Raw genomic sequence first — 26053 nt, 5'->3', positions numbered from 1 at the left:
TTGGTCCCAAATCGACGGGTCTTTGTCACGGGATTGTGCTGCGGGACGCGAACTTTCCCTATCCACTTCGCTCAGGGAGTGGGTCATACGTCCACGTTCTACTGCGACGTACGGTGGACTCCATGAGCACTCAGGACCCGGCCGCGCGCCGGAGCACCCTGCGAGCAGAGGCCCTTCGGGTCGCCGACGACATCCTGTTCCCGGCCGCCGCCGAGGTCGACCGGACCGGCGTCGTCCCGCCATCCCATTGGCGGGCACTCGCCGAGGCCGGCCTGTACGCGATCGCCGCGCCGGTCGAGGCCGGCGGACCCGGGCTCGAGTTCGGTGAGGTCACCGAGATCTTGGAGGTCCTGGTCAGCGGTTGCCTGTCGACCGCGTTCACCTGGCTCCAGCATCACGGTGTCGTCATCTCGCTGTCGCGAACCGCGAACAGATCGTTGAGCGACGAACTGCTCGAACCGACCATCACGGGTCGACTACGTGCGGGGGTCGCCTACGCCGGCGTTGTCCCGACCCCGCCTCGCATGACCGCCACCCGCACCGACAACGGCTGGGTCTTCGCCGGGCATGCCCCGTTCGTCAGCGGCTGGGGAGTCGTCGACCTCCTGCAGATCTCCGCCCGCGACAGGAGGACCGACAACGTCATCGCCGCGATCCTCCCCACCGCCGAGCTCCCGGGCACCATTCGGGCATCCCCGGTCGAGCTGACGGCCGCGGCAGCGACGTCGACTGTGTCACTGCAGGTCGACAGCCTCGCGATTCCCGACGCCCGGGTCGTCAGTCGCGTCACGGTCGACGAGTTCTTCGCCAACCAGAACGTCGGTGTCCGCCTCAACGGCACGCTGCCGTTTCGGGCTCGTCCGGCGCTGCACGGCACTTCTCGACGTCGCCGGGCAGGCGCGGGCCGCACGACGTCTCCGCGAGCGTGCCGACGACGCGCGGATGGTCCTCGACTCGGCGATGGACGACGCCACGGATCTGCTGGCCGCTCGCGCCGACGCCGCCGGGCTCGCTCTCGAGGCGGTCGCGGCCCTCGTCGCGGCACGCGGCGGCGAGGCATTGCTCCGCGGCAGCGACGCCGAGCGTCTGTTCCGGGAGGCGTCGTTCGTCCTCGTCGCGGCGAGCCGACCCGAGTTGAAGGACCTCCTGGTCCGGAGGTTCGCCGGCGAACCCGACTCCCGCTAGACCTCGCCCGCGGTGATGGCGGCCGATCTCGGGGCCTCCGATTTCGGGGCCTCCGCCGCGCGGGACGCGTAATCACGCAGGAAAAGAGCCTCGGCGAGGGCGATCCGCTCGATCTCCGTCGGGTCGACGCTCTCGTTCGGTGCGTGGATCAGGCACTGCGGTTCCTCGACTCCGAACAGCATGATCTCGGCGTCCGGAAAGGTGCTCTGCAGGACGTTGCACAGCGGGATCGACCCACCCTGCCCCTGGATCAGCACCTCGCTGCCGTAGGCGGTGGCCAGCGCGTCGGTCAGCGCCTCGTAGGCCGGCCCGGAGGTCGAACCGACGAACGGCGATCCCACCGCCTCGCGTTCGAAGGACACCCGCGCATTCCACGGGGTGACCGCCGTGAGGTGTTCGATGAGGGCGTCCTGGGCGTAGGTCGGGTCCATCCCCGGTGGCACGCGCAGATTGATGCGTGCCCGCGCCCGGGGCTGAACGGCGGCGGAGGACCCGACCACCGGCGGGCAGTCGATGCCGAGCACCGTCGCCGCGGGCCGCGCCCACACCATGTCCGACACCGATCCGGACCCCACGAGTTCGACGCCTTCGAGAACCGTTGCATCAGAACGGAACTGTTCGGGCGGATAGGACACGCCGGGCCACTCGGCGTCGGCATCGAGACCGGTGATGGTGGTGTTGCCGTGATCGTCGCGGAGGGTGGCGAGCATCGCGATGAGGGCGGCGAGCGCATCGGGTGCGGCCCCGCCGAACATTCCGGAGTGCATTGCCGATTCCAGGGTTTCGACCGACACGTCGATGTTGGCGATGCCGCGCAGCGTCGTGGTGAGGCTCGGTTTGCCGACGGCGAAGTTGCCGGAGTCGGCGATCAGGATGGCGTCGGCGCGCAGGAGGTCAGGGTTCTCGACCGCGAAATGCTCGAGTCCGCCGGTCCCCTGCTCCTCCGAGCCCTCGCCGATGATCTTCACGGTGACCCCGAACTCGCCGGCAAGCGAACGCAACGCGGTGAGATGTACGGCGATGTTGCCCTTGCAGTCGGCGGCCCCGCGGCCGTACCAGCGGCCGTCGCGCTCGGTCAGCTCCCAGACCGGGGAATCCCATTCGTCGTCGCCCAGCGGCGGCTGCACGTCGTGATGGAAGTACAGCAGGACCGTCGGCGCGTCTTCCGGACCGGGGATCTGCCCGGTGACGGCCTTGGAACCGTCGCTGGTCACGTGCGCGGCGACATCGCCGACGCCCAGCTCACGGAATGCCGTGAGCAGCCAGTCGACCATGCCGTCGCATTCCTCCGGCGGGAACTGCTGTGGGTCGTGGACCGACCGGAACCGAACCATCTCCGCCAGATCCGACTTCGCGCGAGGCATCAACTCCCGCACCCGATCCCGCAATGTCGCGTCGTCCATGCACACGTCTCCCTGTCGGCTCTCGACTGTCGGTTCGCCCTGCCGCCTGTGTACCACAGCCGGGCCGAATTCAGCTCTTTCCCTCTGCGTTCACTCCCGCGGCGGCCAGGTCGTACACGCTCAGTTCGCCACGGTTTATTGCCGCCGTCATCTGGACGTGGTCGGCGTCGTTGAGATCGGCGTAGGAGATCGAGAACTCTGCCATCGCGTCGGCGAAACCCGTTGTCTCGGCGAGATACCGAGCGATGTCGAACCGGGTCGACGTGCGGGCGTGCGCCTGACCGAGCGCCATTCCGCACAGGCGCGCATAGAGTTTCATCGCATCGGGTTCGAGCGCTTCGACGACGACCGACCCCTTGCCGTCGCGGAGCTGCCGCACGTAGAAGTCGCGGCGATCGCCGTTCTCGTCGAGTCCCGTCGACCAGCCGAGGAAGAGATCACTGGCCGCCTGCAGCAGCCGCTGCCCCTCGACGACGCGTTGTCCCTGGTTGTCGAAGCCCGAAGACGGCACGTGGTCGGCGAGGACCGACCGCTGCGCCTCCTTGACCTGGAGGAACAGCGGGTCCTCCAGGTTTCTGCCCATCATCAGCACGATCCACGCGCGGGTCCCGACACTGCCCACTCCGACGACCTTGAACGCGATGTCGACGAGGGAGAACTGAGCGAGCAGGGTCTGCACATGCAACGGCAGCGTCGCCCGGTAACTGTCGACACGTTCCCGGACCCGCGCTTCGACGACGCCGGCGTCCTCGTCGGTGAAGCGTTCCGTCAGCGGGACCAACAAGGGCGGGTCACTACGAATGTGCGCGTTGCCATCCGGGTCGATCTCGCAGAGTTTGGCCAGGGCCTGCGCGCTGTTGCGGTGCCGGGCCTTGCGCAGCGCCTTCTGCGTCCGTTGGGTCACCGAGGTGTCCAGGCGATCGCCGAGATCCGCGAACATGGACTCGACATCGATTCCGGCGTACCAGCACTCGAGCGTCGTCATCGAGACACTTCGCCTGATGGTCCGGCGGTAGGCCTTCGCCACCGTCTTGGCGATCTTGCGGTTGACCTTGTCGTCGAACCCGTTGTTGCGCCCCGCGATCGCGAAACTCGCGGCCAGTCGTTTCACGTCCCATTCGAAAGGCCCGATGTGGGTCTCGTCGAAGTCGTTGAGGTCGAAGACCATTCGACGCTCCGGACTGAAGAACAGACCGAGGTTGCTGAGGTGTGCATCCCCGCACAATTGGGTGATGATGCCGGTGTCGGGGGTCCGGGACAGGTCGTCGGCCATGACCGCGGCGGCGCCGCGATAGAAGGTGAACGGTGTCGCCGCCATCCGCGCGTGCCGGACGGGGATGAGTTCGGGCACGCGGTTGCGCGCCTGCGCGGCGAGGATCGTCAGCGGGTCGGCACGTTCGCCGCGCGTCGGACAGGCGGCCAGGTCGGCGGGGGTGGTGGTCACCGGGGCTCCTCCCAGTGGAGCGTGTCCCGGGCGCCGGTCGGAGCCCGGAGGTGGGCCTCCCGGCGCTACTGGTACGAGACGAACCAGGGTGTCGGCGCGACCGCCATGGTCGTCGCCGGCGAGAACGTCGGCTTGTCCTCCGTGTAGAAATTCTTCCAGCCCATCCACACTCCCGCGGGCAGATCGTCGAGCAATCTGCGCCATGTCTCCATCTTCACCGGAGGTGTCCCGTGCCCGTCGGCGTGCAGGACCACCTGCAGTTCGGGTCGATCGGTGATGATGTTCTTCCGTTGGGCGAGCATCCCGGCGTCGAACTGGTGCAGTACGAACAGCTTCTGCGGCAGTCCCCGGTCCCGCACCAGCCCCGCGAGCCATTCCGACGTGCGGTTCACCTCGTCTGCTTCGACGGAACCGATCTGCGTGAGGTGCACCTGGTCCGGTTTGAGACGCCACTCGGGGTCGAGCGCCAGCCCGACGTGCGGCAGCGCGAGGAGGTCCGCGTACCGCCGGGCCTGCTCGAGGAAGTCCATGCGTCCGGGCTGGAGGTCGAGGGTCACGTACACCCCGGCGCGTCCGGCCGCCTCCACCCACGGCCGCAGCACGGCCGGGTCGAGCATGTTCGTGTACCGGGCACCCTCGCCCGGTTCCGACGAGGCGACGGTAGCGATGATCTCGAATGCCGGGATCACCGGCTCGGCGCTGACCCGCTGATAGTCGGCTGCCAGTCGTCGGACACGGTCGATCGACGCCTCGATGCCCTGCCTACCGAGCGGTCCCAGCGCCGGCGCGTCGGGCGAACCGTAGAGCGCGACCATCCGACGGCCCGGGAACACGATCTGTCCGCCGCCGGGAAGCTCCGGTGTCCGACGCGCCTGATCGACACGTGCCGCGAAGACCTTGTCGTCGCCGAAGGCGGGACCGACCGCGCGGATCGCGGTCGTCGGCGATGCGCCGCTCACCGCGGCGACTGCGTCGGTACCGGCCCTGGGGTCGGGGACGGGCACTTCGACGACACGCCCCGCGGAACGGGCGGTCAGCGTCGCGTCCATCGGGGTACCGCGGGCGACCATCACGATCGGCTCGCCCGTTCTCGGGCGCGGGTTGCCGCGCAGGCCCTCGAGGTCGATCGAAGACCGTCTGTCGTCGAGGCCGTCGATCTCGCCGACGCGGACCACCCGCTGGACACCGAGGCGCCGCAACTCCTCGTCGACGCTGTGCACGGTCTTAGGGCGCACGGTGAGCACGGGGACGTGTTTCTCGCCGGCGGCCGCCGCGACGCGCTTCCGGGTCCCGGGATCGCCGAGCGCACCCGCCCCGAGGAGGATCGCCTCGTCGGATCGGGAGTAGAACTCGCGGCTGATGAGGATCGAATCCGGTTCCGCGCCGGTCAGAACGGCGGCACCCGGCCGTGGTTCGGCGAACGCCACGACCCCGTCGGTATCCGCCTGCCCCGCCGATGCGCTGATGAAGAGCCCGACCATCACGCAGACGATCGACGCCCCGATCATCCGGATCGTCACCTGTGCATTCCTCCCGTCCTCGGCTCCGCTCGACCGGGGGTCGGACGGGTCGCGGCCAGCGTTGGCGCAGACGATGGCCCAACGTATCAGCGGTCGCGCGTCCCTACGACCCCGTCGAGCATGGACATCCGGCCCGCCCCGTCGTGACCGGCACGGACAGACGCTCTGTGACCTGGTTCACGAGCGGTCATGCGCCGCGTTGTAGCGTGTGTGCCGTGGACTACTGGGGTGTGATGGTCGGGCTGGGACTTCTCGCGTCGGCGTTCGGTGCGGCTGCATTCGTGCGCTACCGCGAACGGGAGTCCGCAACCCTGCAACGACAGACGGCACTGGCGCGCGAACTGCGCGATCTCGCAGGCGATGACGAGGTCCGGCTGGCAGCGGTGGACGAGTTCTCGCTCTCCATCTATCAACGTCTCTTCTACGCATCGGTGGTGGCGCCGTGGATTCGCTCCGCGGTCTGGGCCCTGCTGGGTGCGGTCCTCGCCGCCGCCGGAGCAATCGCGGTCGGGCCACTCGACGGCGTGTATGCCACCGTCGTCCACATCGTCACGATCGCTGCCTCGGCGATCTTCATCCTGGCCGCACTGGTCTTCGCCGGCATCGCGCTGTACCACTCGGCGTCGACCCCGCGTGTTTCCTTCCGCGATTCCTACGCCGACGACGATCCGAGCACGACCACGACCACGACCGATGCCGAGGTCGCCGGCACGAAGGTCGGCGAGCCCGCGGGCGACTGACGTCGCGTCGACCACCTACCAGACATTCGGATACAACGAACCCCGCCGGTTGTGACCGACGGGGTTCGTTGCTGTGAGAGGCCCGATCGAGGGCTCATCCGGTTGGTCAGGCGGACTGCGCCTGCCACATCCAATGCAGCTGTTCGAGTTTCGAAGCGAACGAGATGAGCAGATCCTGCGTCACCGGGTCGGCTTCCTCGGTGACCTGGATGCGCTGGCGGAGACCGTCGATGACCGCCTTGAGGTTCTCCACGATGGCATCGACGACCTCGGTGTCCTTGGTCCAGCCTTCGCCGAAGCCCTTGGTGTTCGCGGTCTTCGCGACGGTCTCGGCACGACCATCCGGGCTGACTCCGATGGCGGTTGCGCGCTCGGCGGCGGCGTCGGTGAACTCACGCGCCACGCTGACGAGCTCGTCGAGATCGAGATGCACCGAGCGGAACTGCTTTCCCACGACGTTCCAGTGGGCCTGCTTGGCGATCAGGGTGAGGTCAAGCATGTCGACGAGGGTGTCCTGCAGGGCCTTCCCGGCCACGGACTGCTGCTCGTCGGTGAGGGTGCTGGTGATGGGGGTCGTCATGATCAAGAACGTCCTTCCTTGTCATATCTGGGAGTGCTACCGGGGCGCCGTCTCAGGCTGAGCACGACGCCCCGTCTGGAGGAGAGAACGACTGGTTCGGGTGGCCGGCGTCAGACGGTGACGGTGACCTTCTGCTCGATGTTGCCGCGGGTGGCCTTCGAGTACGGGCAGAACTCGTGTGCCTTGTTCGCCAGCTCCTGGGCCTTCGCCTCGTCGACCCCGGGGATGGAGACGTCGATCGCCACGGTCAGACCGAAGCCGCCGTCGGCGGGGTCCTTGCCGATGCCGACGGTCACGTTCACGGTGGAGTCGTCGGGCACCGGGCTGCCGGCCGCCTTCGACGTGGCCCGGAGTGCTCCGAGGAAGCACGCCGCGTAGCCGGCCGAGAAGAGTTCCTCCGGGTTGGAGCCGTCGCCGCTGCCGCCCATCTCCTTCGGCGGTCGGAGGTCGAGGTCGATCTGGCCCGAGGCCGAGACCACCTCACCGTCGCGTCCGCCGCCGGATGCCTTGGACGAGATGGTGTAGACGGGTTCGATCGCCATCGGAGATCCTCCTGGGTTCAGGTCGGTGGATGTTCAACTGTGTAGAACCAACGTTCTGTCCAACCGAGCTGTACCCGGATTCATTCCGACCAAACCGCCTGGTGGCGGGGGTTACAAACCGGCCGCCGAGTGTCAGCAGCGATACGACACTCCCGTGTCAGCGGCCGCGCATCATGCGGGTCGGCCTCATCCGGGTCGACTCCGGTAGCCACGTGTTGACGGACCGACGCACGGTGAGCAGCGCGGCGATCACCAGCAGCGCGAACTGCACCCAGCTGAGGACGACCATCGTCGACGAGATGTCGGGATAGCGGAAGAGGAGGTCGACGCCGACCGGGATGCAGAGGAGATGGACCACCACAGCGGCGAGGAAGAAGTTGCGGCAGTGTCGGCTGTGGTGGGTCACCGCGGCCATCAGGAGCAGGTACTCGATCACCAGCACCACGACGATCATGACCAGCATGAACGGCGGGAAGAATCCGGCGAGCGTCTCGACCTGGTCCTCCGGTGCGGAGTTGGCCGGGTCGGTCACGACTCCCTCGAGGAGGCGCTGCCGCAGGTCGTCGGTGATGGTGCCGAGGCTGAAGAAACCGTAGACCGCCAGGATCAGCCCGATGACCGCCGCACCCCACCAGACGACGCGGGCGTGGAGTGCCAGGGCCACCGGTGGACGGCCCGGGTCGGCCGGCCGCGGCGGATAGAGCGCCGACTGGTCGTGGTCGCGCGACGAGCGTTCCAGCTCGGCGAGGTCCTCGGCGTCGAGCTCGGCCTGGGTCGGGATGCGTTCCGGGTCGCGATCGTGGGGGTCCCCCGCCCCGTGCGGATCGTTCATTCCTCGATCCTGCCATCCAAGCCCCGGGTACGGACAGGGCCCGCCGGCGCGATGCCGGCGGGCCCTGTCCGTGGTTTCTGTTCTGGTTGTGTTCTGCCGACTACTTCCGGAACTCGCCGAGGACGAACTCCATGCCGGGCACGAAGGTGCCGAGCATCGGGACCACGTGGTTGACGATCGACTTGGTCAGGATCGGCGGCGTCGGGTCCGTGACGAACCGGACGTCGGCGCCCTGTGCACGCCAGTCCGCGGCAAGCTGGGCGACCTGACCGTGCGGGATCACGTCGTCGTTGAGGCCGCCTTCGAGGAAGACCGGCGCGTTCGGCTTCAGGCGTCCGATGCGCTGTTCGCCCACGATCTTCTGTACCTCGGGCGACCGAGCGATCACCGAGGAGAGCGTCTCACCGGTGCGGATCCAGTTCTTGGTCTGCTGGAAGCCGAAGGCGGGAATGATGTCGCCGATGCAGCTCGTCGAGATCTGCTTCAGCGCAGCCTTTCCGGAGGCGTTGGTCTCCCGTTGCACGACGTCGGCGACCACCGGATACCGCTGGGTGAGGCCGTTGACGGCGAAGCCGATGGCTCCGGCGATGGTGCTCCCGTCGATGGCCGGGATCACCTTCTCCAGGTCGGCGGGCGGTGCGCCGGCATAACTGGCACGGACGTTCAGTTCCGGCGCGTAGGTCGCGGCGAGTTCGGCCGCGGAGGCGGCTGCGCCACCGCCCTGCGAGTAGCCGATGAAGCCGACCGGCGCGTCGGCCGGGGCACCGGATGCGCGCAATGCCGCCCGCGCGCCGTCGATCATGGCGTGGCCGGTCTCCGAACGGTTGACGTAGGTGTGGATGCCCGGGGTGCCCATGCCGATGTAGTCGGTGACGAAGACCCGGACACCGTTGAGCAGCATGTAGAACATCTCCGGCGCGGTGTAGTTGACGCCGATGCTGGGCTTGGTGATGTCGATGGACATCGGCAGGCTCATCAACTTCGACGCCGCGCACTGGTCACCCTGGCCGATGGTGCCGGGACCGACGACGACGGTCGGGCGCGGACCCTTCCCGGTCCACGGCACGGTCGGCTCGACGACGGTCCCGGTGACCGCCGCCGGCGCGCCGTCCTGGTAGGTCGAGGTGTACATGACCTTGCGGGCCGTGCCCGGCCACTGATTCGGCGCGCCCGGGATCTGCAGGAGCAGCGGGATCTGCTGGCTCCGGATCACCGAGCCGGGTTCGCCGGCGAAGGATGCCGGAGGTGTGTAGAAATCGGCCGCACTCGCGTCCGGCGCCGGACTGATCACGGCTGCCGCACACGCCGCTGCCACCGCACCCGCGATCGTGGTCTTTCGCAGGCGTGACCTGCGGCGCGACCCAGCGCTCGTTCCCGACTTCAGCTTCATGGGCGAGTAACCTACCCCACAGTAAGTTGAGTCAAGCGACTGGGCTCTCATCCGGCGTGTTGTGATCGGCAGCCCCGCTGCCTGGGTTGCTCCGGCCTGCTGAGGACGTATCGAAGGGACCATCATCCCGGCGAGATCTTGAGCATCCGTCCGACCGTCGCCTGCCAGAGCGTGCCGTCAGCGGTGACGGTCCCGGTCAGTTCGAGTGGTTCATCGAGCGGCGCGGTGCCGACACGCTCGGTCTCGACGCGGCGCCCGGTCGCGAAATCCGTTGCGACATAGTCGACGGGGCCCAGCTGCTGCGGAAGTCCCGGCACCAGCGGGCCGTAACCGAGTGCGTGGATCAGGCCGTCGGTCCGCGAGAGCTTGGGCAGCGTCGCGACCCGGTCGGCGTTCTCCCAGACCCGCTCGCACCCGTCCTCACCGACGTCGATGCGGGTCATGCCGCCGACGAACGGCGCGTCCGCGGGCAGTGCGGGACCGGTCACCGCCATGGGCGGGTACTGGTAGCCGTACGTACTGGGGATGACGAGCGAAGTCCCCCACGCCATCGGCGAGTTCTCGGTACCCGGCCCGGATCGTCCGAAGGCGCGCATGCGGCACACCTCGGACCCGTCGTCACTGCGGAAGACCCGGAGGTCCGGCCGGTCAGCGTTGTCGACGATCGCGACCCAGCCATCCCCGTCGGGTCCGAAATACGTTGGCGTGGTGCCTGATCCCCAGGTGAGTTGGCCGGGCTTCCGACCGGGACCACGGTCGTACGCGCGGCGCCAGACGATCTTCGGCGCGGCGTCGGGTTCGGCGCGCATCTCGTAGAGCGCATGGGTGGTGAGGATCGACGCGCCCGATCGTCGGATGGAGAGTCCGTTGCCGAGCTCCTCCCCTGCCGGTAGCCGCGTCGAGCGAACACGCTCGGCCTCGTCCACCGTTCCCACGACGCCGCGTGTCGTCGCGAACCAGATCCGGCCGTCGAGATCCGGTGCAAGACCGGTGATCGCGTCACCGGCCGGGATGTGGCCTGCGACGTCGACGCGGTCGTCGACGTAGACCCGCCAACCCGACGCTGTCATTCGATGCGCCACACGGAGAATCGAACCGGACCCGTCGGCGACGACCACGCGGTCACGGTCGTCGAGGTAGCCGTAGACACCCCCGAGCAGTCCACCCTTGGTCAGTTGCGTCGACGCCAGTGGTTGTGCCGTACGGGGGTCGAACAGGACCACCGTCGGCGCCGCGAACGTCGGCGGAGACAGCGCCACGAACTGCGTGCACAGCGCGACCGGCATCCCGTCGCTGCCGACGAAGGTCGCCGCGCAGGCACCGCCGGGGATCGACGACGCGGCGAGGCGCGCACCGCGTCCCGGCCCTCGATGCCCGGTCGTGTCGGTGGACGCCAGATCTCCGTGCATCAGCGAGGTATCCGCCGGTCCCAGACCGCTGATCGGCGAATCAGGATGTGCTGCTGCGGGATACGCAACCGACATCGACACGACGAGCGCGAGGGCAGCCATCCACGGCCGGGTTCGCTTCATGAGTGGTCAAGCTACCGGAACGCAACCGAGAACCAGGGGCGCTGTACAGCGCGGCGCGGTCAGCCCGGTCAGATCACGAGGCCGAGCGCCAGCACGACGACCAGGCCGCTCACCGACAGCAGGGTCTCCATCATCGACCAGGTCTTGAATGTCTGGCCGACGCTCATGCCGAAGTACTCCTTGACCAGCCAGAAGCCGGCGTCGTTGACGTGCGACAGGAAGACTGAGCCGGCACCGATCGCGAGGACGACCAGCGAGACCTCACCCGAGCTCAGTCCGTCGACGAGTCCGAGCATCAGCGACGACGCGGTGATGGTCGCGACGGTCGCCGAGCCCGTGGCCAGGCGGATCAGCGCGGCGAGCACCCAGGCGAGGACCAGAACCGGGACGTTCGCACCGGTGGCCCAGTCGGCCAGGAGCGTGCCGATACCCGTGTCGACGAGGACCTGCTTGAAACCGCCACCGGCGGAGACGATCAGCAGGATGCCGGCGATGGCGGGCAACGCCGCACCGGTGCACTTCGAGATGGTCTCGCGGTCCATCCCCGATCCGCGGCCCAGGGTGAACATCGCGACGACAACCGCGATCAGCAGCGCGATCAGAGGAGTACCGAGGATGTCGAGAACGCGACGGAAGAGCTGGTCCTCGTCGTCGACGAAGATCTCGGCGAGCGCCTTCCCCAGCATCAGGACGACGGGCAGCAGGACGCTGAACATGGTGATCCCGAAGGACGGGCGCTTGGTCGTCGGACCGTCGTCGGGGTCGACGTCGAAGGTGTGCGGCGCCTCGACCTGCACCCACTTACCGGCGACGGTCGCAAACAGCGGGCCCGAGACGATGATCGTCGGGATCGCCACGCCCACACCGAGTGCGAGCGTGAGACCGAGGTCGGCGCCGAGGGCGTCGATCGCCACGAGCGGGCCCGGATGCGGGGGCACGAAGCCGTGCATGGCCGAGAGGCCGGCGAGCGCAGGGATTCCGATCGGGATCAGGCCCAGGCCCGACCGGCGAGCGACCAGGTAGATGACCGGCATCAGGAGGACGAGGCCGATCTCGAAGAACATCGGCAGACCGATGATCGCCCCGACGAGCGCCATCGCCCACGGCAGCATCCGCGGGGAGGCATGGCCGACGATCGTGTCCACGATCTCGTCGGCGCCCCCGGAGTCGGCGAGCAACTTCGCGAACATCGCACCGAGCGCGATAAGGATGCCCACACCGGCTGCGGTGGAACCGAATCCGGTGGTGAAGGACTCCAAGACCGTCGGGATCGACTCACCCGCGACGATGCCGACCATGGCACCGCCGCCGACCAGCGCGAGGAACGGATGAACCTTCGCGACAGTGATGGCGACGACGATGACCGCGATACCGGCCAGTGCCGCGACGACGAGCTGCCAGCCCGGCGCGACCGGCTCGGGCAGATCCGCGCTCGCGGCGAGGATCGTGGTGGTCGACAACATGCTCAGTTCTCCTCGCCGTCGGGGAGCGACGCGACCAGCTCGTCGACGATGGCGTCCACACTCTGGTCCACGTCGACGGTCAGGCCGCGTTCATCGGATGTCAGGGGTTCGAGGGTTTCGAACTGGGATTTCAGCAGCGCCGTCGGCATGAAATGCCCCGGCCGCGACGCCTGCCGGCGGGCGATGACCTCGACCGATCCGGCGAGATGCGCGAACAGCACCGAGGGCTCGTGCCCGCGGAGACGGTCGCGGTACTCGTGCTTGAGCGCGGAGCAGCTCATCACGCCGCCGTCACCGTGTTCGGCCAACCAGGCCCCGATGGATTCCAGCCACGGACGCCGGTCGTCGTCGTCGAGCGGCTGCCCGGCCGACATCTTGGCGATGTTCTCCGCCGAATGGAAATCGTCGGCGTCGGCGAACGGAACGCGTAGACGCTGCGCCACCGCGGCTCCCACGGTCGACTTCCCCGACCCGGAAACCCCCATGACGACCACCGGAGATCGCATGCCAACTCCTCCACATCGCTGTGCTGCTGATCACGGAGAATGCCTCAATAGTCATACTTATGCAAGTCACTCAAGTTTTAAGTACGCACATTTGCGTCAGACGTCGCGAATGAGAAGATGAAAGCGTGAGTCAGAGCACAGGTGGGACTGCGGATCGCCACGACGAGACCCTTGCTGCCATCGGCCGACGCATCGTCTCGGGGGCGCAGCCGGCGGGCAGCGTTCTGACGCTCGACGCCATCTGCACGGAGCACGGGGTGTCGCGGACCGTGGCGCGCGAGGTGATCAAGGTCCTCGAATCGATGGGACTCGTCGAGTCCCGACGCCGGGTCGGCATCACCATCCAACCGCGGACCAGGTGGAGCGTGTTCGACCCTCGACTCATCCGATGGCGTCTCGACGGCGCGGACCGTGCGGAGTTCCTCTCGACCCTGTCGGAGCTACGACGCGGCTTCGAGCCCGTGGCGGCCGCACTGGCGGCCGAACGTGCGAACGAGCACCACTGCCGCATCCTCGCGGCCGCGGTGTCGGACATGTCGGTTCACGGCCGGACCGGCGACCTGCAGTCATATCTGTTGGCGGACAAGGTCTTCCACCGCACTCTGCTCGAGGCGAGCGGCAACGAGATGTTCCGGTCGCTGGCCGACGTCGTCGGCGAGGTCCTCGCCGGCCGAACCCATCACGGGATGATGCCGCCGACCCCGAACCCGGCGGCCATCGCACTGCATGACGACGTGGCGAGAGCAATACGCCTCCGCGACCCGGAGGCCGCGGAGGCGTCGATGCGAGAGATCATCACCGAGGCGGCAGCAGCCGTCTCACCTCCGCCGCCGGACCCCTCCGCTGCCTGAAGCGCCAGCAGGCGAGTCCCCCCGCCGCCTGATCTGGAAGAAGCGCGGCACGACCCTTCGCTGCCCGAGGTGCGAGCAGCGACGACCGCGTCCCCGTGAACACCGTCGGAGGGCACATTTCCCTCGGCAGCCACAGAGCGGGACGCGACAGTCACCCCGACGGCCCGGTGCACGACACCCGGATCGACATCGCATGCGACATCAGTCCGTGAGAGCGACCTCGGTCGAGCTCGCAGCGCCGGAGCGAGGTCGCATGCGACGTCATTTCACGTCGATCCCGGGGACCGATCGCGCGTGCAACCGGGAAACCCGGCCCCCCTAGGACACCCGGCGAGGTCTATCCAACTCCACGACGGCCAGCCGGCCGCGCGCACTGAGGCGCGGGGAGCGTTGACGCCGCCACCCTCCGCTGTCCGGGGTGCGAGCGGAGCGAGCCACGAAGGCCTAGACCAGCAGCTCGGCGATCTGAATGGTGTTGAGAGCAGCACCCTTTCGGAGGTTGTCACCCGAGACGAACAGCGCCAGGCCGCGACCGTCCGGGACACCCGGGTCCTGACGAATACGACCCACGAGCGAGTTGTCCTTGCCGGCCGCGGCGAGCGGTGTGGGCACGTCGGTGAGCTCGACTCCGGTTGCGGCACCGAGGATCTCCTGGGCACGCGCCACCGACAGCGGCTCGGCGAACTCCGCGTTGATCGACAGCGAGTGGCCGGTGAACACGGGTACGCGCACGCAGGTTCCGCTGACGAGCAGTTCGGGGAGACCGAGGATCTTACGCGACTCGTTGCGCAGCTTCTGATCCTCGTCGGTCTCCCCGGTCCCGTCGTCGACGAGCGAACCGGCAAGTGCCACAACATTGAACGCGATGGGAGCGACGTACTTGTTGGGGGCCGGGAACTCGACGGCCGAACCGTCGTGGACCAGCTTCTCGGCATCGCCGGCGACTGCCCGCACCTGCCCGGCGAGTTCCTCCACACCGGCCAGACCGCTACCGGAGACCGCCTGGTAGCTCGAGATGATCAGGCGCTGCAGTCCCGCTTCGTCGTGCAGCGGCTTGAGCACTGGCATGGCGGCCATGGTGGTGCAGTTGGGGTTGGCGATGATGCCCTTGGGCGGGTTCTTCGCCAGCTCACCGTTGACCTCCGAGACCACCAGCGGCACATCGGGATCCTTGCGCCATGCCGACGAGTTGTCGATCACGGTGACACCGGCGGCGGCGAACCGCGGCGCCTGCTCACGGGACATCGTGGCGCCCGCGGAGAACAGTGCGATGTCGAGACCGGCGGGGTCTGCGGTGGCCGCATCCTCCACCACGATCTCCCCGTCGCCCCACGGCAGCTTCTTGCCCGCCGAGCGCGGCGACGCGAAGAAGCGCACCTCGTCGGCCGGGAAGTTGCGTTCCGCCAGCAGGGTTCGCATGACGGCGCCGACCTGGCCGGTCGCACCGACGACTCCGATACGTGCACCCACGGTTATCGACCCGTTCCTGCGTAGACAACAGCTTCTTCTTCGCCACCGAGGTCGAAGGCGGCGTGCAGAGCGCGCACGGCGTCGTCGAGTTCGGTGTCGCGGCACAGCACCGAGATGCGGATCTCCGAGGTGGAGATCAGCTCGATGTTCACGCCGGCCTCGCTGAGGGCCTCGCAGAAGGTGGCGGTGACGCCCGGGTGCGACTTCATGCCGGCACCGACGAGGGAGACCTTGCCGATGTGGTCGTCGTACAGCAGTTCGGTGAAGCCGATCTCCTCCTGCAGCTTGGTGAGCTTCTCGACGCCCAGCGGGCCGAGCTCGCGCGGCAGGGTGAAGGTGATGTCGGTCTTGCCGGTGTCGATCTTCGAGATGTTCTGCAACACCATGTCGATGTTGATCTCGGCGTCGGCGACGGCACGGAACACCTTGGCGGCGTAGCCGGGCTTGTCGTCGAGACCCACGACGGTGATCTTGGCTTCGCTGCGATCGTGTGCGACGCCGGTGAGAATGGCTTCTTCCACGGGAATGTCCTCCATCGATCCGGTCACCACGGTGCCGGGTTTGGTCGAGTACGACGAGCGCACGTGAACGGGAACGTTGTACCGGCGGGCATACTCCACGCACCGCAGCATCAGGACCTTCGCGCCACAGGCCGCGAGCTCGAGCATCTCCTCGAAGGAGACGGTGTCGAGCTTCTTGGCGTCGGAGACGATGCGCGGATCGGCGGAGTACACGCCGTCGACGTCGGTGTAGATCTCGCAGACGTCGGCCTCGAGGGCCGCCGCCAGCGCGACGGCGGTGGTGTCGGAGCCACCGCGACCGAGGGTGGTGATGTCCTTGGTGTCCTGCGAGACACCCTGGAATCCGGCGACCAGCACGATCTTGCCGTCGTCGAGCGCGCTACGGACGCGGCCCGGCGTGACGTCGATGATCTTGGCCTTGCCGTGAGAGCTCGTCGTGATGACGCCGGCCTGTGAGCCGGTGAACGACTGAGCGTGTGCGCCAAGCGAACTGATGGCCATCGCCACCAGTGCGTTGGAGATGCGCTCACCCGAGGTCAGGAGCATGTCCATCTCGCGCGCCGGGGGCGCCGGATTGACCTGCTGGGCGAGGTCGAGCAGTTCGTCGGTGGTGTCGCCCATCGCCGAGACGACGACGACAACGTCGTTGCCCTGCTTCTTCGTCTCGACGATGCGCTCGGCAACGCGACGGATGCGTTCGGCCGTTGCGACCGAGGATCCGCCGTACTTCTGCACCACGAGGGCCACGTCGAGTTACCTCCCGCCGGCTCGTGCGCCGGTTCGATAGACGACAGCTTGCTTCGGACAACCTTACCGGGCAGCAGGTTGCCGCTCTGACCTGGTCACCGACGTCGGCGTGATCCGACGCACACGGCATGTCGCCTGTGGTCGGCCGCGACGACCTAGGATTCCACGGGTGGCCATCCCAACCGACGTCGACGATCCGGGCCGTCCCGATCCCGATCCGGGCCCCGGCGGAGTCGACGGCAGGCCGATCTCACCGGGCGGTTCGACACCTGCTCGACGCTCGGCCGACGCGCTACCGCCGTTCGCCGAGTGGGTCCGCCGGTACCGCTGGTGCATCGACGCCCTCGTCGTCTACCTGGTCATCCGCGCGATCGGCATCCTCACGCTCGCCCGGTTCGCGGACCTGCGCGAAACCACGCTCGGCGAGGCCCTCACCGTGTGGGACGGGCAGTGGATGCTGGCGATCGCCACCCACGGATACGACGGAGTGCCCGCCCGCCTGACCGACGCGCGCGGAATCCACACCTCCGACACCGCATTCGCCTTCTTCCCCGGCTACCCGTACCTGGTCGGGTTCCTGGCGAAGCTGCCCGGCGTGTCACCGTTCGGTGCGGCGTTGACCCTGAATCTCGTCCTCGGATGCGTCGCCGCGGTCGGCGCGGCCCGCCTCGGCATGGCCTGCGCGCGGCTGATGTCCCGACGCTCCCCCATCGGCCCCGCCCCCGAACGTGCCACCGGGCTGTTCCTGGTGGTGTTGTTCGCCGCGACCCCGATGTCGATCGTGCTCAACATGGCCTACACCGAAGCGATGTTCTGCGCCCTCGCGACGTGGGCGCTCGTCGGCATCCTGGAGAAGCGCTGGCTGCTGGCCGGGGTCATGGCCGGCCTCTGCGGCTTCTGCCGGCCGACAGCCGCGGTCATCATCGGCGTGGTGGTCCTCGCCGCGATCGTGTTCCTGTGGGCCGGCCGCAACTCCACCGAGGTCACCGGTGCGGACCGCGCGCGTGCCGCCGCGGCGATCGTCCTCAGCCCCCTGGGTTACCTCACCTACCTGGGCGTGGTGTGGGCCCACACCGGTTCTCCGACGGGATGGTTCCGCATCCAGACCGAGGGCTGGGACACCGAGTTCGACTGGGGGGTGGCCGCATTCAACTTCGTCAACGAACAGTTGGTCAACTCTGCAGAGGTCGCCCCGACCGCGACCTCGTGGATCGTCCTGAGCACCCTGGTGATGCTCGCGGTGGCGGTCTGGGCGCGGCTGCCGTGGCCGGTGCTGTTGTTCGGTTCACTCCTCGTCGCCCAGATCGTGCTGTCGAGCGGCCTGATGATGAGCAGGCCGCGACTCCTGTTGCCCGCCTTCGTCCTTCTCATCCCGCTCGCGATGGCCCTCGCCCGGGCGCGGCCGGCGATCGCCGGCCTCGTCGTCGTGCCGATCGTCGTCGGCAGTTCGTGGTTCGGCGCGCACATGCTGACGGTGTTCCCGCACGCGATGTGACCGCGGCCGCGGCGCCTCAGCGCGCTGTAGCCCGGCGACTCAGTGCGCTGCGGCCCCGAAACCCGCGCAGAGATAACCGATTCCGGTGTCGAGGCGGGCGCGGGGGTCCAGCAGGTGTGCGGCGTCGGGCCGTCCGGCGAGACGGGCGAGGTGTTCGGGCATCGCGGCGTCGGAGCGTCCGGCGATCACATCGGACAGCCGGACCGACGGCACCTCGGACTCGCCCCGGACCTGATCGTCGATCAGCTTGTCGCCGACCGCCATCAGCGCAACACCGTGGACGAAGCTCCACACGGTCAGCGCCATGTCGGTGGCACGTTCGATGCCGACGCCGAGTTCGAGGAAACCCGCGGACAGCCAGTCGAGGCATTCCAGCGAGGCCTCGCCGTAACTGAGGCGCGGTGAGGAGTAGGCCAGCACCACCCACGGGTGCCGTTGGTACAGCTCCCAGTCGACGTCGACGGCTATCCGGACCCGCTCCTGCCACGGCGGTGCGTCCTCGTAAGGGTAGGGATAGCGCTGCGCGACCTCTTCGGACATCGCCAGCAGGAGCGCCTCTTTGTCGGCGACGTGGCGGTACAGCGACATCGCCCCGACCCCGAGCTCGTCGGCCACCCGCCGCATCGAGAGTCCGTTGAGTCCCCGCGCGTCGGCGATCCGGATCGCGGCGTCGACGATGACCGCCGGCGACAACTTGGTCGTGCCAGATGTCACCTGCTCGTCCTTCCTGCTCACGACCGGGAATAAAAGGATTGCGTACAGCGTACTCAGCTGGCGTACGCTTTCTCGCGTACACCGTACGCAACACACCTGAGCAACCCCACCCGCGAAACCATCGAGGAGCACATCGTGTCAACCCGTCTCGGCACGTCTGACCGGCAGCTTCCGGGCAATGCCGACCGACGAACCTGGCTGGGGCTCGCGGTGCTCACGCTGCCGGTGTTCCTGGTGTCGATGGACGTCTCCGTCCTCTACCTCGCGATCCCCTCGATCACCGACGCCCTCGCACCGTCGGCGGCCCAGCAGCTGTGGATCCTCGACATCTACGGTTTCCTGATCGCCGGCCTGCTGATCACGATGGGCAACCTCGGCGATCGCATCGGACGACGCCGCATCCTGCTCGCCGGGGCCGCGGTGTTCGGCGGGGCGTCGATCCTCGCCGCCTTCGCGCCGACCGCCGGAATCCTGATCGCCGCGCGGGCCCTGATGGGTGTCGGCGGGGCGACGCTGATGCCGTCGAGCCTGTCGCTGATCGCCAACATGTTCTCCGACGAGCGTGAGCGCGGTCGGGCCATCGGCGTGTGGACGGCCGCCTTCGCCGGCGGCGCCGCGGTCGGCCCGGTCATCGGCGGCGTGCTGCTGCACCACTTCTGGTGGGGCTCGGCCTTCCTCATCAACGTGCCGGTGCTGGCCGCCCTCCTCATCCTCGGTCCCCGACTCATCCCCGAGTACAAGGCGCCCTCGACCGCACGGTTCGACGTCCTCGGCGTCGTGCTGTCGATGGCCGGCATCCTGCCTGTCGTCTACGCGATCAAGACCCTCGCGAGCGACGGCGCCGACGCGGGCATCATCGTGATCGGACTCGCGGGTCTGGCGCTCCTCGCCGGATTCGTGGTGCAGCAACGTCAGTCCGCGGCCCCGCTCCTCGACCTCAAGCTCTTCCGGAACGCCCACTACGTCGGCGCGATCTCCGTGGCCCTCGTCGGCATGATGGCCCTGGGCGGCATGTCCTACCTGACCGGCGTCTACCTGCAGTCGGTGATGGGTCACGACGTCCTCGCCGCGGCGGTGGCCGGACTCCCGATGGCCATCGCGGTGGCGGTGTTCTCGATCGGCGCCTCCCGGATCGCGACGATGGTCGGCATCCGAGCGGCATTCCTCGGCTCGATCGTGCTCGCCGCGGTCGGCAACTTCGGCTTGCTCGCGCTCACCACCTCGTCGCCCATCTGGGTCTACCTCGTCTTCACGTTCATCGCCGGTATCGGTTACGGCATACAGTTCAGCCTGGTGTCGGTCGTCGTCGTCGGCGCGGTCCCGCCGGAGCGGTCGGGCTCGGCATCGGGCATCTCGGAGACGAGCTTCGAGCTGGGCAACGCGCTCGGACTCGCCCTGTTCGGTTCGCTCGCCACGCTGGTGTTCCGCGGACATCGCGACGGCTGGTCGTTCGGCGACACACTTGGTGAGACGCTGCATCGCGCCCTCGAGATGGGCACGCAGGGAGACGGGCTCGCGGCCGCGGCCCGCCAGTCCTACGTCGACGGCATGCACGCGGCGTCGCTGGCGATCGGGATCTCGATGACCGTTCTCGGCATCGGGGTGTTCTTCGCGATGCGCAAGCCGCTGAAGCCCTGGACTGCCGACGACGCCCGGACCGGCAGCGACGAAGCCGAGGCGGTCGCGCCGCTACCCTCGACCAAGTGCATGAACTGATCGAAGGACGGTGGAGCGCGCGGGGTTACGACCCCGCCGCCACCATCTCCGTCGCCGACCTCACGACCATCGTCGACGCCGGACGGTGGGCACCGACCTGGGGACGAATGCAGCCGGTCCGGTTTCTCGTCGGCCGGCGCGGTGACGCGACCTTCGAGACCCTCACCGGCGTCCTGACCCGGGGGAACGCCGGCTGGGCGCCGAGGGCGGCCGCGCTCGTCCTGGTGTGCACCACCGACCGACCCGACGACCCGAAGGAACACACCTACGCAGCGGTCGACGTGGGTCTCGCGGTGTCGCAGATGATCCTGCAGGCCGAGGCGCTCGGCTTCAACGGCCACCCGATGGCCGGCTTCGACGCCGCCGCGGCAACCGCGGCGTTCGACATCCCGACCGACAAGCGCCCCCTCGTCCTGCTGGGGATCGGCGCGCTCGCCGAGGACACCGCGTCGTTGCCCGAGGACATCCGCGAGCGTGACGAACGTCCGCGGACCCGTCTCCCGCTCGACGAGGTCGCCTTCGCCGGACACTGGGGACGACCCGCGTTCACCACACCCGAGACGTGAGACGTCCCCGCCGCGATCGATGATCGCGACGGGGACGTCGTCGTACTGCGGCCGTGTATCCGATTCGGCCTCAGGAACTTCAGCCGACCAGTTCGGGCTCCGGTTCGGTCCGCTCGACCTGGGCCCGCATGGCTTTGTCCTTGGTCTCCACGATCAGGATCGTGCAGACCACGCTGATCGCGGACAGGCCGGCGAGCAGGACACCCACCCCAGATCGCACCGGGTCCGGCGATCAGCGGGGCGGCGATCAGCGGCGGGATGGCGCCGCCGAAGATACCGGCGAGGTTGTAGCCCATGCCGGCACCGGTGTAGCGGTAGCGCGCCTCGAACAGCTCGGGGAGCAGTGCACCCGCCGGGCCGTAGGCGATGCCGAAGATCAGCAAGGTGCCGATCAGTCCGACGACGAAGGCGAAGCCTCCGCCGATCTCGAGAATCGGGAACAGGACCAGCGCCCACGGGATGGCGATGATGCACGAGGTCAGGATGACCCGGCGTCGACCGACCCGATCGGACCACATCGCCGACGCCGCGGTGGACAGACCGAAGACGATCGCGGCGACCATGCCCGCACTGAGGACGAAGGTGCGGGACAGGTCGAGGCTCTTGGTGCCGTAGTTCGTCAAGAAGGCCGTGCCCATGTAGAAGAGCGAGAACAGGCTCGCCAGCGCACCGCCGGCGATGAGGATCTCCTTCCACTGGTAGCGGAAGGCGTCCATGAAGGGCAGGGCAGGACCATCCGACTTCTCGGCCTCGAGTGCCTTGCGACGCTGGGCTTCCTGGAAGACGGGGGTCTCCGCGACGGCGAGCCGCACCCCAGAGGCCGACGGCGACGAGAGCGAACGACAAGATGAAGGGAATGCGCCAGCCGTAGTCGAGGAAGGCCGAGCTGGTCTCTCCGAGGGTGAGCGAGGCGATGAGGAAGGTCAGGCTCGACAGGAAGAACGCGAACGCCGGTCCCAGCTGCGGGAACATGGCGTACAGACCACGTTTGCCGGGGGGTGCGTATTCGGCCGTGAGCAGCGTCGCGCCGGCCCACTCGCCGCCCACCGCGAAGCCCTGAAGGAATCGCAGTACGACAAGCGCTATGGGCGCCGCGATCCCGATCCCCGATTCGGCGATGCCGAAGACACCGGTCTCGTACCCCGGGAGGAGTCCGATCGCCACGGTGGCGATGCCCATGATCAGCAGCGTCCAGACGAGCGTCCGCTTGCGGCCGATCCGGTCACCGAAGTGCCCGAACAGCATGGCGCCGACCGGACGTGCGAAGAACGCCACGGCAAACGTCGCGAAGGATGCGATCGTGCCGGTCACCTCGTCGGCTGCCGGGAAGAACACCGTCGGGAAGACCAGCGCGGCCGCGGTTCCGTAGATGAAGAAGTCGTAGAACTCGATGGTCGTGCCGATCGAGCTGGCGGCCGCGACGCGTCGAAGGCTGGTGGGCTTCGCGTCCGGCGCAGTCTGGGGATCCGGCGGTAAGTCAGCGCGAGGCGGATCGGCGGGGATCGTGGTCACTGGCGTCGTCCTTCTGTGCAGGCGGCCGCGTCGTGGTTGAGCGGCTCTGTCGAAGACCGGGCACGAAGCCCGTACACCCTCCTTGCCGGGAATGAGTTCGATCACTCCGCAACCCAGGTGAGATGCATGTCATAGATTCGCCGTGGCCGCCCCCGCGCGGCACCCCCCGAAGAGGGGGGTGCGGTGGGGGTCAGTCCACGACGGCCGTCGCCTCGATCTCGACCAGCACCTCCGGCTCGTACAGCACCTGCACTCCGATCAGCGTGGCCGGCGGCATGGGCACGGGCAGCCCCACTTCGTCGGCCACGGCTTCGATCCCGGCCATGAAGTCGCCGATCTTCACCGGCTCCCAGTCGGTCACGTACACGGTCAGACGTACGACGTCGCCGAAATCGGCGCCCGCGCCTCGCAATCCGCGGGCGACGTTCCGCAGCGCCTGGGCGACCTGCCCGGTGAGATCGGCCGGGATCGGCGAGCCGTCACCGGTGTGTGCGACCTGCCCGGCGACGTACACGTGCCGGGCGCCGACTCCCACGGCGACGTGGTGGTACGGGGCGTCGGGCAGCATGCCTTCGGGGCTGGAGAGCGTGACGGACATGAGTTCCTCCTGGTCTATGTAGGTATCGCTTGTATACTTGGTTCCTGTCAGTTACTTCAACGAAACCAGGTCTCATGCCCGAAACCCCTACACCCGCCTCACCGTCGACCGCACCCACATCGACTCCGTCGAGGGCCGACCACGAACTGAGCATCGACGCCGCGTCCCGGGAATTGCTGGGACAGGTCCTGGACAAGTGGTCCCTGAGCGTGCTGAACGAACTGTGCGAGGCGCCGTCTCGGTTCAACGAACTGCGCCGCGCCATCCCGGCGGTGTCACAGAAGTCGCTCACCAGTACGCTGCGTCGCCTCGAACGCAACGGCATCGTCGAGCGACGCACGCTCAGCACCCGACCGGTCTCGGTCGAGTACCGGATCACACCGTTGGGCAAGACGGTTCGCGAACCGATCGACGGGCTCCTGGGGTGGGCCGCCACGCACCTGCCGGCCATCGACGCCGCGCGCCAGAGGTTCGACGACGAGGTCCTCGGCCTCGGCGTGGACCGCTGACAGTGCCCCACCTTCCATTCGATGAAACCGCAGTAATACGCTGTCACCTGCACCTTTGGTCCCGATAGCACCGAGGAGTACAGTCAAGCGCATGCAGCGTGCACTCCTTCTCGGTTGCCGCGGCGGGGTCTGACACGACCGGCCCTCCGTCGCGGGGCCCAATCACGCGCCGGTCACTTTCCTTCCAGACACGGAGAATGACCACTCATGGCACCAGCAGATACCTTCACTTCCGGCGCCAGCCGAATCGTCGAGCCGAGCGGACCGATTCCGGCCGACCAGCCCGTATGGAATCCGCAGCGCAATTCCGCAATGCCGGTTCACCGTTACCGTCAGTTCGCCGACGAGGTCGAGACCATCTCGCTGCCGGACCGCACCTGGCCCGACAAAGTCATCACCAAGGCCCCGCTGTGGTGTGCGGTCGACCTGCGTGACGGCAACCAGGCCCTGATCGACCCGATGAGCCCGGCGCGCAAGCGTCGCATGTTCGACCTGCTGGTTCGCATGGGCTACAAGGAGATCGAGGTCGGCTTCCCCTCGGCGAGCCAGACCGACTACGACTTCGTCCGCGAGATCATCGAGGACAACGCGATCCCCGACGACGTCACCATCCAGGTACTGACGCAGTGCCGCGAGGAACTGATCGAGCGCACCTTCGAGGCCTGCCGCGGTGCCGCGAACGTCATCGTCCACTTCTACAACTCGACCTCGGTTCTGCAGCGCCGCGTGGTCTTCCGTGCCGACAAGCCGGCCATCATCAAGATCGCCACCGACGCCGCCCACAAGGTGCTCGAGGTGGAGAAGAACTACCCCGACACCAACTGGCGCTACGAGTACTCGCCGGAGTCCTACACGGGCACCGAGCTGAGCTTCGCCAAGGAGGTCGTCGACGCGGTCACCGAGATCATCGCGCCCACTCCCGAGAAGCCGATGATCGTCAACCTGCCCGCCACCGTCGAGATGGCCACGCCGAACGTATACGCCGACTCGATCGAGTGGATGCACCGCAACCTGGCGCGCCGCGACTCGATCATCCTGAGCCTGCACCCCCACAACGACCGCGGAACCGGTGTCGCCGCAGCCGAACTGGGCTTCCAGGCCGGTGCCGACCGCATCGAGGGCTGCCTGTTCGGCAACGGTGAGCGCACCGGCAACGTGTGCCTGGTGACCCTGGGCATGAACATGTTCAGCCGCGGCGTCGACCCGCAGATCAGCTTCTCCGACATCGACGAGATCCGTCGCACCGTCGAGTACTGCAACCAGCTGAACGTCCCCGAGCGCCATCCGTACGGCGGCGATCTGGTCTTCACCGCCTTCTCCGGCAGCCACCAGGACGCCATCAACAAGGGCCTCGACCAGATGAAGTACGACGCCGACGACGCCGATTCCGACGTCGACGACATCATCTGGGCGGTCCCGTATCTGCCGATCGACCCCAAGGACGTCGGCCGCAGCTACGAAGCGGTCATCCGCGTGAACAGCCAGTCCGGCAAGGGTGGCGTCGCCTACATCATGAAGGCCGACCACGGCATGAACCTGCCGCGTCGTCTGCAGATCGAGTTCAGCCGCGAGATCCAGAAGATCACCGACGGCGAGGGCGGCGAGGTCAATCCCAAGGAGATGTGGGACGTCTTCGCCCAGAACTACCTGCACCCGGTCTGGCCGCTGGAACGCATCCGCCAGAAGGTCGACGCAGCCGAGGTCGACGGCGGCGAGGACCACATCACCGCGGTGGTGAAGATCGAGGGCAACGAGCGCGAGATCACCGGATCGGGCAACGGTCCGCTGGCCGCCTTCGTCGACGCCCTGGGCACCGTCGGCTACGAGGTCCGGGTCCTGGACTACAGCGAGCACGCCCTGACCGCCGGCGGCGACGCCAGCGCTGCGGCGTACGTCGAGACCGAGGTCAACGGCGAAACCGTCTGGGGTGTCGGCGTGGCGTCGTCGATCACCACCGCCAGCCTCCGAGCCGTGGTCTCCGCGGTGAACCGCGCCTACCGCGTCACTTCGACCCCGCCCGCCGAGGCCGAGACCGCCCCGCGGACCTGGGCCCCGTAACGGCCCTCGGGTAGCGAACAATCGAATACGTATCCGGTTGATGGGCCGGGACCGCGTCGACGGGTGATCCTCGTCCGGGTCCCGGCCCATTGCGCATCTTCGTGCCGCCGCACCACGAACACGGCACAGCGACGGCATCCCTCCCGCCGTGTTCTTGGA

The 26053-nt window shown here is 68.0% G+C and carries 21 protein-coding genes and 2 pseudogenes; 8 read left to right on the top strand and 15 right to left on the bottom strand.

The window, feature by feature from the left end:
* The first annotated feature begins 122 nt into the window (after positions 1 to 122).
* Positions 123 to 1185 (top strand): annotated as a pseudogene (locus tag RVF83_RS07920) (acyl-CoA dehydrogenase family protein).
* Here RVF83_RS07920 and RVF83_RS07915 read toward each other — a convergent pair.
* The 3 genes from RVF83_RS07915 to RVF83_RS07905 all read right to left on the bottom strand — a co-directional run bounded on the left by RVF83_RS07915 (position 1182) and on the right by RVF83_RS07905 (position 5552).
* Positions 1182 to 2588 (bottom strand): dipeptidase, encoded by a 1407-nt coding sequence (locus tag RVF83_RS07915; protein WP_005194519.1) that lies wholly within the window; start codon positions 2586 to 2588, stop codon positions 1182 to 1184. The pseudogene RVF83_RS07920 and the gene RVF83_RS07915 overlap by 4 nt on opposite strands.
* A 70-nt stretch (positions 2589 to 2658) precedes the next feature.
* On the bottom strand, positions 2659 to 4032 hold the full coding sequence (locus RVF83_RS07910; protein ID WP_005194517.1) for a DUF2252 domain-containing protein: 1374 nt from the start codon (positions 4030 to 4032) through the stop codon (positions 2659 to 2661).
* A gap of 65 nt (positions 4033 to 4097) precedes the next feature.
* The gene (locus RVF83_RS07905) at positions 4098 to 5552 is read right to left on the bottom strand and encodes a hypothetical protein (protein WP_005194515.1); all 1455 of its coding nucleotides are present in this window, start codon (positions 5550 to 5552) and stop codon (positions 4098 to 4100) included.
* A gap of 206 nt (positions 5553 to 5758) precedes the next feature.
* On the opposite strand from RVF83_RS07905, the gene RVF83_RS07900 reads away from it, so the two are divergent.
* Complete coding sequence (locus tag RVF83_RS07900; protein WP_039879870.1) at positions 5759 to 6292, top strand: hypothetical protein; 534 nt, start codon at positions 5759 to 5761, stop codon at positions 6290 to 6292.
* A gap of 106 nt (positions 6293 to 6398) precedes the next feature.
* Here the strand turns inward: RVF83_RS07900 and RVF83_RS07895 are convergent, their stop codons facing one another.
* The 7 genes from RVF83_RS07895 to RVF83_RS07865 all read right to left on the bottom strand — a co-directional run bounded on the left by RVF83_RS07895 (position 6399) and on the right by RVF83_RS07865 (position 13137).
* On the bottom strand, positions 6399 to 6872 hold the full coding sequence (locus tag RVF83_RS07895) for a Dps family protein (protein WP_005194511.1): 474 nt from the start codon (positions 6870 to 6872) through the stop codon (positions 6399 to 6401).
* A 110-nt stretch (positions 6873 to 6982) separates the two neighbouring features.
* Complete coding sequence (locus RVF83_RS07890; protein WP_005194509.1) at positions 6983 to 7414, bottom strand: organic hydroperoxide resistance protein; 432 nt, start codon at positions 7412 to 7414, stop codon at positions 6983 to 6985.
* Between the two features lie 157 nt (positions 7415 to 7571).
* Positions 7572 to 8246 carry a hypothetical protein gene (locus RVF83_RS07885; protein WP_005194507.1) on the bottom strand — a complete coding sequence of 225 codons (675 nt, stop codon included), beginning with the start codon at positions 8244 to 8246 and terminating at the stop codon, positions 7572 to 7574.
* A gap of 100 nt (positions 8247 to 8346) precedes the next feature.
* Complete coding sequence (locus tag RVF83_RS07880) at positions 8347 to 9636, bottom strand: lipase family protein (RefSeq protein ID WP_005194505.1); 1290 nt, start codon at positions 9634 to 9636, stop codon at positions 8347 to 8349.
* A gap of 122 nt (positions 9637 to 9758) precedes the next feature.
* A complete protein-coding gene (locus tag RVF83_RS07875) occupies positions 9759 to 11168 on the bottom strand; it encodes a hypothetical protein (RefSeq protein ID WP_143933867.1) in 1410 nt (469 codons plus the stop codon).
* A 68-nt stretch (positions 11169 to 11236) separates the two neighbouring features.
* Positions 11237 to 12631 carry a GntP family permease gene (locus RVF83_RS07870; protein ID WP_005194501.1) on the bottom strand — a complete coding sequence of 465 codons (1395 nt, stop codon included), beginning with the start codon at positions 12629 to 12631 and terminating at the stop codon, positions 11237 to 11239.
* A 2-nt stretch (positions 12632 to 12633) separates the two neighbouring features.
* A complete protein-coding gene (locus tag RVF83_RS07865) occupies positions 12634 to 13137 on the bottom strand; it encodes a gluconokinase (RefSeq protein WP_005194500.1) in 504 nt (167 codons plus the stop codon).
* 125 nt (positions 13138 to 13262) lie between these two features.
* Between RVF83_RS07865 and RVF83_RS07860 the strand changes: the two genes are divergently transcribed.
* The gene (locus RVF83_RS07860; RefSeq protein WP_005194498.1) at positions 13263 to 13988 is read left to right on the top strand and encodes a FadR/GntR family transcriptional regulator; all 726 of its coding nucleotides are present in this window, start codon (positions 13263 to 13265) and stop codon (positions 13986 to 13988) included.
* Positions 13989 to 14432: 444 nt separating this feature from the next.
* Here RVF83_RS07860 and RVF83_RS07855 read toward each other — a convergent pair whose 3' ends face one another.
* Positions 14433 to 15458: an aspartate-semialdehyde dehydrogenase gene (locus tag RVF83_RS07855; protein WP_005194495.1), complete on the bottom strand. Its 1026-nt coding sequence runs from the start codon at positions 15456 to 15458 to the stop codon at positions 14433 to 14435.
* 2 nt (positions 15459 to 15460) lie between these two features.
* Positions 15461 to 16726, bottom strand: a complete 1266-nt coding sequence (locus RVF83_RS07850) for an aspartate kinase (RefSeq protein ID WP_005194493.1) — start codon at positions 16724 to 16726, stop codon at positions 15461 to 15463.
* Between the two features lie 169 nt (positions 16727 to 16895).
* On the opposite strand from RVF83_RS07850, the gene RVF83_RS07845 reads away from it, so the two are divergent.
* Positions 16896 to 18221, top strand: a complete 1326-nt coding sequence (locus RVF83_RS07845) for a hypothetical protein (protein ID WP_005194491.1) — start codon at positions 16896 to 16898, stop codon at positions 18219 to 18221.
* A gap of 39 nt (positions 18222 to 18260) precedes the next feature.
* On the opposite strand, the gene RVF83_RS07840 is transcribed toward RVF83_RS07845, so the two are convergent.
* Entirely contained in the window at positions 18261 to 18935 is a 675-nt protein-coding gene (locus RVF83_RS07840; protein ID WP_005194489.1) for a TetR/AcrR family transcriptional regulator, read from the bottom strand.
* A 135-nt stretch (positions 18936 to 19070) separates the two neighbouring features.
* Between RVF83_RS07840 and RVF83_RS07835 the strand changes: the two genes are divergently transcribed.
* The gene (locus tag RVF83_RS07835) at positions 19071 to 20651 is read left to right on the top strand and encodes an MFS transporter (protein WP_005194487.1); all 1581 of its coding nucleotides are present in this window, start codon (positions 19071 to 19073) and stop codon (positions 20649 to 20651) included.
* Positions 20639 to 21217, top strand: coding sequence for a nitroreductase family protein (locus tag RVF83_RS07830; RefSeq protein WP_005194485.1), 579 nt, complete (start codon positions 20639 to 20641; stop codon positions 21215 to 21217). The genes RVF83_RS07835 and RVF83_RS07830 overlap by 13 nt, the downstream gene beginning before the upstream one ends.
* A gap of 79 nt (positions 21218 to 21296) precedes the next feature.
* On the opposite strand, the pseudogene RVF83_RS07825 reads toward RVF83_RS07830, so the two are convergent.
* Positions 21297 to 22729 (bottom strand): annotated as a pseudogene (locus RVF83_RS07825) (MFS transporter).
* 190 nt (positions 22730 to 22919) lie between these two features.
* Positions 22920 to 23327, bottom strand: a complete 408-nt coding sequence (locus RVF83_RS07820; RefSeq protein ID WP_005194481.1) for a RidA family protein — start codon at positions 23325 to 23327, stop codon at positions 22920 to 22922.
* Between the two features lie 74 nt (positions 23328 to 23401).
* Between RVF83_RS07820 and RVF83_RS07815 the strand changes: the two genes are divergently transcribed.
* Together RVF83_RS07815 and leuA are read left to right on the top strand one after the other, a co-directional pair.
* Positions 23402 to 23836: a winged helix-turn-helix transcriptional regulator gene (locus RVF83_RS07815; RefSeq protein WP_005194479.1), complete on the top strand. Its 435-nt coding sequence runs from the start codon at positions 23402 to 23404 to the stop codon at positions 23834 to 23836.
* 207 nt (positions 23837 to 24043) lie between these two features.
* Entirely contained in the window at positions 24044 to 25894 is a 1851-nt protein-coding gene (leuA, locus tag RVF83_RS07810; RefSeq protein WP_005194478.1) for a 2-isopropylmalate synthase, read from the top strand.
* Positions 25895 to 26053 lie beyond the last annotated feature (159 nt).

The sequence above is a fragment of the Gordonia rubripertincta genome (genome assembly GCF_038024875.1).
Lineage (GTDB): Bacteria > Actinomycetota > Actinomycetes > Mycobacteriales > Mycobacteriaceae > Gordonia > Gordonia rubripertincta.
This window is presented reverse-complemented; position numbering and strand designations above follow the sequence as displayed.

What these genes read in the sequence shown, in the direction of transcription:
- RVF83_RS07870 (WP_005194501.1), bottom strand. Translation starts at nt 12,631, where the DNA reads ATGTTGTCGACCACCACGATCCTCGCCGCGAGCGCGGATCTGCCCGAG.
- RVF83_RS07865 (WP_005194500.1), bottom strand. Translation starts at nt 13,137, where the DNA reads ATGCGATCTCCGGTGGTCGTCATGGGGGTTTCCGGGTCGGGGAAGTCG.
- RVF83_RS07915 (WP_005194519.1), bottom strand. Translation starts at nt 2,588, where the DNA reads ATGGACGACGCGACATTGCGGGATCGGGTGCGGGAGTTGATGCCTCGC.
- RVF83_RS07880 (WP_005194505.1), bottom strand. Translation starts at nt 9,636, where the DNA reads ATGAAGCTGAAGTCGGGAACGAGCGCTGGGTCGCGCCGCAGGTCACGC.
- leuA (WP_005194478.1), top strand. Translation starts at nt 24,044, where the DNA reads ATGGCACCAGCAGATACCTTCACTTCCGGCGCCAGCCGAATCGTCGAG.
- RVF83_RS07890 (WP_005194509.1), bottom strand. Translation starts at nt 7,414, where the DNA reads ATGGCGATCGAACCCGTCTACACCATCTCGTCCAAGGCATCCGGCGGC.
- RVF83_RS07820 (WP_005194481.1), bottom strand. Translation starts at nt 23,327, where the DNA reads ATGTCCGTCACGCTCTCCAGCCCCGAAGGCATGCTGCCCGACGCCCCG.
- RVF83_RS07895 (WP_005194511.1), bottom strand. Translation starts at nt 6,872, where the DNA reads ATGACGACCCCCATCACCAGCACCCTCACCGACGAGCAGCAGTCCGTG.
- RVF83_RS07875 (WP_143933867.1), bottom strand. Translation starts at nt 11,168, where the DNA reads ATGAAGCGAACCCGGCCGTGGATGGCTGCCCTCGCGCTCGTCGTGTCG.
- RVF83_RS07815 (WP_005194479.1), top strand. Translation starts at nt 23,402, where the DNA reads ATGCCCGAAACCCCTACACCCGCCTCACCGTCGACCGCACCCACATCG.
- RVF83_RS07885 (WP_005194507.1), bottom strand. Translation starts at nt 8,246, where the DNA reads ATGAACGATCCGCACGGGGCGGGGGACCCCCACGATCGCGACCCGGAA.